This is a genomic window from Streptomyces sp. NPDC056486, assembly GCF_042795295.1.
Classification (GTDB): Bacteria; Actinomycetota; Actinomycetes; order Streptomycetales; family Streptomycetaceae; genus Streptomyces.
This window is the reverse complement of the sequence record NZ_JBHTSF010000240.1, coordinates 1-10,290: the sequence shown is the minus strand read 5'-3', so window position 1 is coordinate 10,290 and position 10,290 is coordinate 1. Positions and strand designations below refer to the sequence as shown.

Sequence of the window (10,290 nt, the reverse complement as noted above, 5' to 3'; positions counted from 1 at the left end):
CTACCTGCACACCCTGCGCCGCGCCCCGCGCCCCGTCAGGACGTCTTCAGCGCCTGCGCCATCTCCGTCAGCTGACCGAACGGCGCCGTGCCCGCGACCACCGTCGTCGCGCCCTTGTCCTCGCGCACCAGGGCGTCGTACGTCTGCCCCTTGTAGCGGTGCCACGTCTGGCCGCCGATCTCCTCGGTGGCCTTCGTCCGCACGGCCCGCTGCGTGACCTCGTCGATGAACTTGGTCGGCTTCGCCGTGGACTGCTTGACCACGACGTACTCACCGGACGGGTCGAGGAAACCCAGGTGCCAGCTGTCGCCCTTGGTGCCGTCGAACCGAACCGACGTCGGCTTCCACTCCTTGGCCAGGCCCTCGGGGGCCGCCACCGGATAGGCCGCCGCCCGCCGCGCGCTCAGCAGCTCGACTCTGTAGTCGACGCGCTTGACGGGGCTCTTGGAGTCGTCATGCGGGATGAAGACGTACATCGCACCGGCCACGAGGGTGATCACCGCCATCGACCACAGCATGTTCCGTACGGTCTGCTTGCCTTGTCTGCCTGCCACGCCCCCATGTTCTCAGGCGCCGGACAAAGCTCTTCCCCCGGTGCCGCCCAAGTGCCGCCCAAGTGCCCGATCCGCTCATGCGTGGGGCCCTCTGCTCATTTTGTCGGCCTGCGGATAGAGTCGTGGCACACCCTCATCCGGCCGTCGTCGTATCAGCAGAAAGGTGCGCTCCGATGACCGAGCATCAGCATCATCTCCCTTCCGAGCTCGAAGTCTCTCCCGAGGCTCCCGACCGCAACCTGGCACTGGAGCTCGTCCGGGTCACCGAGGCAGCCGCCATGGCCGCGGGCCGCTGGGTCGGCCGCGGCGACAAGATCGGTGCCGACGGCGCCGCCGTCAGGGCCATGCGGACCCTCGTCTCCACCGTCTCGATGAACGGCATCGTCGTCATCGGTGAGGGCGAGAAGGACGAGGCCCCGATGCTCTTCAACGGAGAGCGGATCGGCGACAGCACCGGCGCGGAGGTCGACATCGCCGTCGACCCGATCGACGGCACGACCCTCTGCGCGAAGGGGATGCCGAACGCCATCGCCGTCCTTGCCGCCGCCGACCGCGGCGCCATGTTCGACCCGTCCGCGGTCTTCTACATGGACAAGCTGGTCACGGGCCCGGAGGCCGCGGACTACGTGGACATCAACGCCCCCGCCTCCGTCAACATCCGCCGCGTCGCCAAGGCCAAGGGCCGTTCGCCCGAGGACGTCACGGTCATGATCCTCGACCGCCCCCGTCACGAGGGCATCGTCAAGGAGATCCGCGAGACCGGCGCGCGCATCAAGTTCATCTCGGACGGCGACGTCGCCGGTTCGATCATGGCCGTGCGCGAAGGCACCGGCGTAGACATGCTCATGGGCATCGGCGGCACCCCGGAAGGCATCATCTCGGCCTGCGCGATCAAGTGCCTGGGCGGTGTGATCCAGGGCAAGCTGTGGCCGAAGGACGCCGCCGAGCGCCAGCGCGCGCTCGACGCGGGGCACGACCTGGACCGCACGCTCTCGACCGACGACCTGGTCCACGGGGACAACGTCTTCTTCGTCGCGACCGGCATCACGGACGGCGAACTGCTCCAGGGCGTTCGCTACGCCGCGGAGACGGCCTCGACCTCGTCCCTGGTCATGCGCTCCAAGTCGGGCACGATCCGCAAGATCGACTCGGACCACCGGCTCAAGAAGCTGCGCGCGTACAGCGCCATTGACTTCGACCGCGCCAAGTAGGACATCGGGCTCGAAGACGTCGCGTACGACAGACACGACAGGTACGACAGAGGGGGCGCTCCGTGCGGGGGTCGCCCCCTCCGCCGTACGACGACAACGTGCGGACGGCTATCCGGCGGCGGCGATCGGGCCCGCGGTCGTGTGCGCGGTCTTCTTGAGCTCCACCTCGCGCCGGCGCCGCCTGGCGAGCACCACGCGGCGCTCAGCGGCCGTGAGGCCGCCCCAGACTCCGTACGGCTCGGGCTGGAGCAAGGCGTGCTCCCGGCACTCGACCATCACGGGACAGCCGCCACAGACGCGCTTCGCGGCTTCCTCGCGGGACAGGCGTGAGGCGGTCGGCTCCTTGGACGGGGCGAAGAACAGCCCGGCCTCGTCTCGTCGGCACACCGCCTCGGTGTGCCATGGGGCGTCTTGGTTCCGATCGCGCACTGGTTCCCGCTGGGCCGGAACGGCGGCGACCTGCAGGGACTGATGCGACGGCTGCAGCACGGGTCTACTCCTGACGACGGCTTCGCGAGCGAGAGACGATGCAGCAAGCTCTACCCGCTGTGCACACGCCTATGCACTGAGTTCCGATGTACGGAAGTTCGCGCCGTCAGCGGCGGGATGCGCCCCTCGATTCCACGGCCGGATGCGCCCCCTGAGTGCACCCCCTCGGCCCTCTCGGCACGATGACCGATCAATGACCGAGATGCTTGCGCAGCTGCTTGTGCAGGTCCCGGACGAGCTTGCCGCGCTTGGGCTTCGCCTCGATGTTGCCCAGGACCGAGAAGCCGTCGACGAAGACCACCGGGGCGTCCCGCTCGGGCGAATCGAGCATGTCCACCTCGAAGTTGCCGAGCACACCGGTGCCGCTGCCCCGCAGCGAGACGTTCTCCGGGACGCGGATCTCCACGTTGCCGAAGACGGAGATCGCCTTGATGACGACCTGCTGCTGCTCGAAGATCGCCTCGCTGAGGTCGATCTCCACATTGCCGAAGATCGCGTACGCGTGCGTGCGGCGGCCCACGCGCCAGCGGCCCTTGCGGACGGAGCTGCTGAAGACCGCGACCAGGTTCTCGTCGGCGACCGGGGGCACCACGCCGTCCGACGGCCGGGAGGGGGCGCGCTCGGGCGCCGCTGTCGCGTGCGCCGCGCCGCTCGCCGCGGGCAAGTCGGCGACCAGCGGCTCCAGTTCACCCATGGTCTTGGCGCGATAGACCCCGTCGATCCGCTCGCTGTGCTCCTCGGCGGTCAGGCGCCCCTCGGCGAGGGCCTCGCGGAGGATGTCCGCGGTGCGGTCCCGGTCGGCGTCCGACGCGCGCAGGCCTGCGGGCCGCGGTTCCGGGTGAGTCTGCTGAGGGCGCTTTTCTAGGTCCACACCACCCAGCGTACCCAAACGCGATAGATCGCGACTACCCCCCGAACCGTCCTACTGAGCCTTACCTCACAGGCTCGGTCCACTTCGCGCGTTCTACGCTGGTTGGCGCGTCGCCAATGGAGGCCGCGCCGCTGTCTGCCGAGTGAGGAATGGCCGTAAATGCCAGAGTTCGAGTACTCCGATCTGCTCCCCCTGGGAGAGGACACCACGCCGTACCGGCTGGTGACCTCCGAGGGCGTCTCCACTTTCGAGGCCGACGGGCGGACGTTCCTCAAGGTCGATCCAGCGGCGCTGCGCACGCTCGCCGCCGAGGCCATCCACGACATCCAGCACTATCTGCGGCCCGCGCACCTGGCCCAGCTGCGGCGCATCGTCGACGACCCGGAGGCGTCGGGCAACGACAAGTTCGTGGCGCTCGACCTGCTGAAGAACGCGAACATCGCGGCGGCGGGCGTGCTCCCCATGTGCCAGGACACCGGCACGGCCATCGTCATGGGCAAGCGCGGACAGAACGTCCTCACCGAAGGTGAGGACGAGAAGGCGCTCTCGCACGGCATCTACGACGCGTACACGAAGCTGAACCTTCGCTACTCGCAGATGGCCCCGCTGAACATGTGGGAGGAGAAGAACACCGGGTCCAACCTCCCGGCCCAGGTCGAGCTGTACGCGACCGACGGCGGCGCCTACAAGTTCCTCTTCATGGCCAAGGGCGGCGGCTCGGCCAACAAGTCGTTCCTCTACCAGGAGACGAAGGCCGTCCTGAACGAGGCCTCCATGATGAAGTTCCTCGAGGAGAAGATCCGCTCCCTGGGCACGTCCGCCTGCCCGCCGTACCACCTGGCGATCGTCGTCGGCGGCACCAGCGCCGAGTTCGCCCTGAAGACCGCGAAGTACGCCTCCGCGCACTACCTGGACGAGCTGCCCGCCGAGGGTTCCCCGACCGGGCACGGTTTCCGGGACCAGGACCTTGAGGAGAAGGTCTTCGAGCTGACGCAGAAGATCGGCATCGGCGCGCAGTTCGGCGGCAAGTACTTCTGCCACGACGTGCGCGTGGTGCGCCTGCCGCGGCACGGCGCCTCGCTGCCCGTCGCGATCGCCGTCTCCTGCTCGGCCGACCGCCAGGCCACCGCGAAGATCACCGCCGAAGGCGTCTTCCTCGAGCAGTTGGAGACGGACCCTGCGCGCTTCCTGCCGGAAACGACGGACGAGGCCCTCAACGAGGACGCCGCGGCCACCGACGTCGTCAAGATCGACCTCAACCAGCCCATGGACGCGATCCTCGCCGAGCTCACCAAGCACCCGGTGAAAACGCGGCTCTCGCTGACCGGCCCCCTCGTCGTGGCCCGCGACATCGCGCACGCCAAGATCAAGGAGCGGCTCGACGCAGGCGAGGAGATGCCGCAGTACCTGAAGGACCACCCGGTCTACTACGCGGGCCCCGCCAAGACCCCCGAGGGCTACGCCTCCGGCTCCTTCGGCCCGACGACGGCAGGCAGGATGGACTCCTACGTGGAGCAGTTCCAGGCTGCGGGCGGCTCGAAGGTCATGCTCGCCAAGGGCAACCGCTCCAAACAGGTCACGGACGCCTGCGACGCGCACGGCGGCTTCTACCTGGGCTCCATCGGCGGCCCGGCCGCGCGTCTCGCCCAGGACTGCATCAAGAAGGTCGAGGTCGTCGAGTACGAGGAGCTCGGCATGGAAGCCGTGTGGAAGATCGAGGTCGAGGACTTCCCGGCCTTCGTCGTGGTCGACGACAAGGGCAACGACTTCTTCCAGAACCCGGCTCCCGAGCCGACGTTCACGCACATCCCGGTGCGCGGCCCCGGCCTGGCGTAGTGGCACGGAGGAGCCCTCTGCGTACAGAGGGCTCCTCCGTGCCGTCGGGTGAACCCCGGAGTACGTTCGGGGCTGGAGTAGGTTCGATGCATGACCAGCGACGCCAGCGCAAGCGCAAGCGGTGAATACCGGATCGAGCACGACTCCATGGGCGAGGTGCGGGTCCCCGCGCACGCCAAATGGCGGGCGCAGACGCAGCGGGCGGTGGAGAACTTCCCCATCTCCGGGCAGCGCCTGGAGCGCGCGCACATCGCCGCACTCGCCCGGATCAAGGCCGCGGCGGCGAAGGTCAACGCGGACCTCGGGGTGCTCGACAAGGACGTCGCGGAGGCGATCGCCGACGCGGCGGGCGAGGTGGTCGAAGGACGCTGGGACGAGCACTTCCCCGTGGACGTCTTCCAGACGGGGTCCGGCACGTCGTCCAACATGAACACGAACGAAGTGCTCGCGACGCTGGCCTCGGAGCGTCTTGGCAGGGACGTCCACCCGAACGACCACGTGAACGCCTCCCAGTCGTCGAACGACGTCTTCCCCTCCTCGATCCACATCGCGGCGACGGGCGCCGTGACGCAGGACCTGATCCCGGCGCTCGAACATCTGGCGAGCGCCCTTGAGCGCAAGTCGGAGGAGTTCGCCGACGTGGTGAAGTCCGGGCGCACGCATCTGATGGACGCGACGCCCGTGACCCTGGGCCAGGAGTTCGGCGGGTACGCGGCGCAGGTGCGCTACGGCGTGGAGCGGCTGCGGTCCTCGCTGCCGCGCCTCGCCGAACTGCCGCTCGGCGGAACGGCCGTGGGCACCGGGATCAACACTCCGCCCGGCTTCTCGGCGGCCGTGATCGAGGAAGTGGCGCGGGCCACGGGGCTCGCGCTGACCGAGGCCAGGGACCACTTCGAGGCCCAGGGCGCGCGGGACGGCATCGTCGAGACCAGTGGGCAGTTGCGGACGATCGGCGTCGGTCTCACGAAGATCGCCAACGACCTGCGCTGGATGGCATCGGGGCCGCGGACCGGGCTCGCCGAGATCAACCTGCCCGATCTGCAACCCGGTTCCTCGATCATGCCGGGAAAGGTGAATCCGGTTATTCCGGAGGCGGCGCTGATGGTCGCCGCGCAAGTCACCGGCAATGACGCGACGGTGGCCGCCGCGGGGGCCGCGGGGAACTTCGAGCTGAATGTGATGCTGCCGGTCATCGCGAAGAACGTTCTGGAGTCCGTGCGGCTCCTCGCCAATGTCTCTCGGCTGCTCGCCGACAGGACGGTGGACGGAATCACCGCGAATGCCGAGCGGGCCCGGGAGTACGCCGAGTCCTCGCCCTCCGTCGTCACTCCGCTGAACAAGTACATCGGGTACGAGGAGGCGGCGAAGGTCGCCAAGAAGACTCAGGCAGACCTGAAGACCATCCGGGAGGTCGTGCTCGAAGGCGGGTACATCGAGCGGGGCGACCTCACGCTGACGCAGCTGGACGAGGCGTTGGACGTGCTGCGGATGACGCGTCCGTAGGGCAATTCTCTTTAAGCACGGCCGTAGGGCGATTTTCTTTACGCCCTGGCAGGTTCTGTAGCACCTGCCAGGGCGGCGACTAATATCTCTGCATGACAGACCTCACCACGCCGCCAACGACGAGCAGCGAAGCAGCACGCTGGGCCCCCGGCTCCCATGTGTTGTGGCGGTACAAGGAAAACGCCGGGAACGGAATTCACATCTGCCGGCCCGTCACGGTCGTGCAGGACACCGAAGAGCTGCTCGCCGCGTGGATGGCCCCCGGGACGGAATGCGTGAAGCCCGTTCTCGCCGACGGCACTCCCGTTCACCATGAGCCCCTGGCCACCCGCTACACCAAGCCCCGCGCGCTGCTTAGGGACCACTGGTTCGGTACCGGCGTACTGAAGTTGGCCCGGCCCGCCGAGCCGTGGTCGGTGTGGCTGTTCTGGGATCCGGGATGGCAGTTCAAGAACTGGTACGTGAACCTGGAGGAGCCGCGCACCCGGTGGGCCGGAGGCATCGATTCCGAGGATCACTTTCTGGACATCTCTGTGCGCCCTGACCGGACCTGGCAGTGGCACGACGAGGACGAGTTCGTCCAGGCTCAGCGCGCCGGCCTCATGGAACCGGGAAAGGCGCAGGAAGTGCGGGCCGCCGGGCGCGCGGCCATCGAGGTGATCCGTTCCTGGGGACTGCCGTTTTCGGACAACTGGCAGCACTGGCGCCCCGATCCGGACTGGGCGATTCCATCACTTCCCGATGACTGGGACCGCACTCCCACACATGTGACGTCATGAGACCCTTGATGCGCCCCCATGGTTCAAACGTAGGATCGTCCTCCGCAAGGGCGCACAGCAGCAACTCAGCAGCAACTCCCTGAGCTTGCGCGTTGCCTGACAGCATGTCATCGAGGGGCGGCAGAACGTGAGCGAGGCGAGCGAGGTCGACAGTTACGGCGGGCCACCCGGCGTACTGCCCGACCGGAAAGGGCAGGCCGAAGCCTTCGACGCCATCGGACAGCACTACGACGACGCCTTCCCGCACAAGGACGGCCAGCTGGCCGCCGGGCAGCGGCTCGTCGACGTGCTGCCGCCCGGGTCGAGGATTCTCGACGTGGGATGCGGCACCGGCCTGCCGACCGCCCGTCAGCTCACCGACGCCGGTCACGGCGTCCTCGGCATCGACCTCTCGTCCGGCATGCTCGACCTCGCAAGGAAGAACGTTCCGGCGGACAACGCCGAGTTCCGCCTGCTCGACGTGGCGGCGCTGCGGGCCGAAGGGCCTGCCGGGGTCGGTCAGTTCGACGGGATCACGGCGTTCTTCGCACTCTTGATGTTGCCGCGCGACGAGATCCCGTACGCTCTGCGGCTGCTGCACGGACTGCTGCGCCCCGGTGGCCTGCTCGCGCTGTCCATGGTCGAGGCAGACCTGGATGACGCGAGAATTCCGTTCCTGGGTCACGCAATCCGGGTATCCGGTTACCTGCGGGACGAACTGCGGCAGGTCGTACGTGACGCGGGCTTCGACATCATCGACGAGGAAACGTACTCCTACGCCCCGGCGAGTACCGGCGTACCACCCGAGCACCAGATTTTCCTGCACTGCCGACGCGGCTGACCAAAGTAGCCACCGGACACCAAGGCGCAGCCCCGGACGGACGGATTCGAAACGCGTGACGGAGCACTCCATCCCCGACGAGGGCCGACAGCCCCGAGCTGCCCGGCCCGCCGCCCCCGCGGATCCCCGCGGGGAGCCCGCGCGTGCCCGAAAGGCGCGGGACACCCCGGGCGCGGCCGCTTTCCCCGCACAGGCTCAGGCCCGGACGGGCGACCCGGCCGCAGGGCCAAGCGACGAGCACTCCCAGTCGTCGGGCCCCTCGGGACAGCAGCCCGACCCGCACCGGCCGCGCCCCGCCCCCGAGGGCGGGCCCGCACGGCCCGGCCCCGACAAGGCGGCCGGACAGGGCGAAGGGCAGGACATCCTCGACGGCGCCCCCGCGGGCGCCCCCGGCGGTGAGGAGCGGCGTACGGGACAGCCACGGCCGCCGGGCTCGGGCCCCGCGGCGATGCGACGCGACGGCGACCGGCTGCGCTTCGTGGGCGCCGCGACCCGGCGCATCGCCCGCGGCATCGACCTTGACGAGATCGTGATGGGCCTGTGCCGGGCCACGGTGCCGACGTTCTCCGACGCGATACTCGTCTACCTCCGCGACCCGCTGCCGGTCGGCGAGGAGCGGCCCAGCGGCACCCTCGTCCTGCGCCTGCGCCGTACCGACCGGCTGCGCTCGATCGAGGAAGGGGCCGAGGAGCCCGACACCGACGGCGGCACCCTGCCCGCCCTCCAGATGCAGAACGACCTCGTGACGACCGCCGAGCTGTGCGAGGTGAACCCCGGCGGCGCCCTCGCCGAGGTCCTGCGCGGCGTACGCCCGGTCTTCGCCGACGGCCCCGCGGCCCGCGCCGCACTGCCCGAGCTGCTCGGCGACGGCCGCAACGCGCCTGCCGGGCAGCGGACGATCCTCGCCCCGCTGCGGGGCAGGCGCCGGGTGATCGGCGCCGCGGTGTTCCTGCGCCGCCCCGACCGGCCCGCGTTCGAGAACGACGACCTCCTCGTCGCCGCCCAGCTGGCCACGCACAGCGCGCTCGGCATCGACAAGGCCGTGCTCTACGGCCGCGAGGCGTACATCGCCGACGAGCTCCAGCGCACGATGCTGCCCGAGACCCTGCCGCGCCCGACCGGCGTCCGCCTGGCGTCCCGCTACCTCCCGGCCGCCGAGACGGCCCGCGTCGGCGGCGACTGGTACGACGCGATCCCGCTGCCCGGCAGCCGGGTCGCGCTCGTCGTGGGCGACGTCATGGGGCACTCCATGACCTCGGCCGCGATCATGGGCCAGCTGCGGACGACCGCCCAGACCCTGGCCGGGCTCGACCTGCCGCCCCAGGAGGTCCTGCACCACCTGGACGAGCAGGCCCAGCGGCTCGGCTCGGACCGGATGGCCACCTGCCTGTACGCGGTCTACGACCCGGTCGCGCACCGCATCACCATCGCCAACGCAGGGCACCCGCCGCCCGTCCTGCTGCACCTGGGAGGCCGCGCGGAGGTCCTGCGGGTCCCGCCGGGCGCGCCCATCGGCGTGGGCGGCGTCGACTTCGAGGCCGTGGAGCTCGACGCGCCCGCGGGCGCCACCCTGCTGCTCTACACGGACGGCCTGGTCGAGTCCCGTCTGCGTGACGTGTGGACCGGCATAGAGCAGCTGCGCGAACGGCTCGCGGCCACCGCCCAGTTGACGGGCCCGGACCACCCGCCGCCCCTCGAGGCCCTCTGCGACGACGTGCTCGACATGCTCGGCCCCGGCGACCGGGACGACGACATCGCGCTGCTCGCCGCCCGCTTCGACGGGATCGCGCCGAGCGACGTCGCGTACTGGTACCTGGAGCCGGAGGACGCCACGCCCGCCCGCGCCAGGCGCCTGGCCCGCAGCGCCCTGGAGCGCTGGGGCCTGCAGGAGCTGACCGACTCCCTGGAGCTCCTGGTCAGCGAGGTCGTCACGAACGCCGTGCGGTACGCGTCCCGTCCGGTGACCCTGCGTCTGCTGCGCACGGACGTCCTGCGCTGCGAGGTCGGGGACGAGGTGCCGCAGCTGCCGCGGCTGCGCCAGGCGCGAGCCACGGACGAGGGCGGACGCGGGCTCTATCTGGTCAACAAGCTGGCCCGGCGGTGGGGCGCGACGCGTCTGAGCACCGGGAAGGTGGTGTGGTTCGAGCTGAACCACAGCTGAGTCCGGAGCAGTTCACGGCACGGCACGGAACAGTTCACGGCGAAGGGGCCCACAAGCAGTTACTTG

General features: G+C 69.7%; 9 protein-coding genes. 6 read left to right on the top strand and 3 right to left on the bottom strand.

Translation table 11 applies throughout. The features are described from left to right. Positions 1 to 35: 35 nt before the first annotated feature. On the bottom strand, positions 36 to 554 hold the full coding sequence (locus tag ACFQ7F_RS43380; RefSeq protein WP_383284399.1) for a DUF4245 domain-containing protein: 519 nt from the start codon (positions 552 to 554) through the stop codon (positions 36 to 38). A 173-nt stretch (positions 555 to 727) separates the two neighbouring features. Between ACFQ7F_RS43380 and glpX the strand changes: the two genes are divergently transcribed. After that, positions 728 to 1,765 (top strand): class II fructose-bisphosphatase, encoded by a 1,038-nt coding sequence (gene glpX / locus ACFQ7F_RS43375; protein ID WP_383284396.1) that lies wholly within the window; start codon positions 728 to 730, stop codon positions 1,763 to 1,765. A gap of 108 nt (positions 1,766 to 1,873) precedes the next feature. On the opposite strand, the gene ACFQ7F_RS43370 is transcribed toward glpX, so the two are convergent. After that, the gene (locus ACFQ7F_RS43370) at positions 1,874 to 2,254 is read right to left on the bottom strand and encodes a WhiB family transcriptional regulator (protein WP_383284393.1); all 381 of its coding nucleotides are present in this window, start codon (positions 2,252 to 2,254) and stop codon (positions 1,874 to 1,876) included. Between the two features lie 190 nt (positions 2,255 to 2,444). Beyond that, positions 2,445 to 3,125, bottom strand: a complete 681-nt coding sequence (locus tag ACFQ7F_RS43365; protein ID WP_383284390.1) for a DUF1707 domain-containing protein — start codon at positions 3,123 to 3,125, stop codon at positions 2,445 to 2,447. Between the two features lie 159 nt (positions 3,126 to 3,284). Here ACFQ7F_RS43365 and ACFQ7F_RS43360 point away from each other — a divergent pair, with 159 nt between their 5' ends. The 5 genes from ACFQ7F_RS43360 (at position 3,285) to ACFQ7F_RS43340 (ending at position 10,224) form a co-directional block, all read left to right on the top strand. Beyond that, positions 3,285 to 4,961: a fumarate hydratase gene (locus tag ACFQ7F_RS43360; protein WP_383284384.1), complete on the top strand. Its 1,677-nt coding sequence runs from the start codon at positions 3,285 to 3,287 to the stop codon at positions 4,959 to 4,961. Positions 4,962 to 5,051: 90 nt separating this feature from the next. Beyond that, positions 5,052 to 6,464: a class II fumarate hydratase gene (locus ACFQ7F_RS43355; protein WP_383284381.1), complete on the top strand. Its 1,413-nt coding sequence runs from the start codon at positions 5,052 to 5,054 to the stop codon at positions 6,462 to 6,464. A gap of 92 nt (positions 6,465 to 6,556) precedes the next feature. Then, positions 6,557 to 7,243: a DUF402 domain-containing protein gene (locus ACFQ7F_RS43350; protein WP_383284378.1), complete on the top strand. Its 687-nt coding sequence runs from the start codon at positions 6,557 to 6,559 to the stop codon at positions 7,241 to 7,243. A 127-nt stretch (positions 7,244 to 7,370) separates the two neighbouring features. Further along, complete coding sequence (locus ACFQ7F_RS43345) at positions 7,371 to 8,063, top strand: class I SAM-dependent methyltransferase (protein ID WP_383284375.1); 693 nt, start codon at positions 7,371 to 7,373, stop codon at positions 8,061 to 8,063. A gap of 55 nt (positions 8,064 to 8,118) precedes the next feature. Further along, positions 8,119 to 10,224 carry a SpoIIE family protein phosphatase gene (locus ACFQ7F_RS43340; protein ID WP_383284372.1) on the top strand — a complete coding sequence of 702 codons (2,106 nt, stop codon included), beginning with the start codon at positions 8,119 to 8,121 and terminating at the stop codon, positions 10,222 to 10,224. Positions 10,225 to 10,290 lie beyond the last annotated feature (66 nt).

What these genes read in the sequence shown, in the direction of transcription:
- ACFQ7F_RS43350 (WP_383284378.1), top strand. Translation starts at nt 6,557, where the DNA reads ATGACAGACCTCACCACGCCGCCAACGACGAGCAGCGAAGCAGCACGC.
- ACFQ7F_RS43360 (WP_383284384.1), top strand. Translation starts at nt 3,285, where the DNA reads ATGCCAGAGTTCGAGTACTCCGATCTGCTCCCCCTGGGAGAGGACACC.
- ACFQ7F_RS43355 (WP_383284381.1), top strand. Translation starts at nt 5,052, where the DNA reads ATGACCAGCGACGCCAGCGCAAGCGCAAGCGGTGAATACCGGATCGAG.
- glpX (WP_383284396.1), top strand. Translation starts at nt 728, where the DNA reads ATGACCGAGCATCAGCATCATCTCCCTTCCGAGCTCGAAGTCTCTCCC.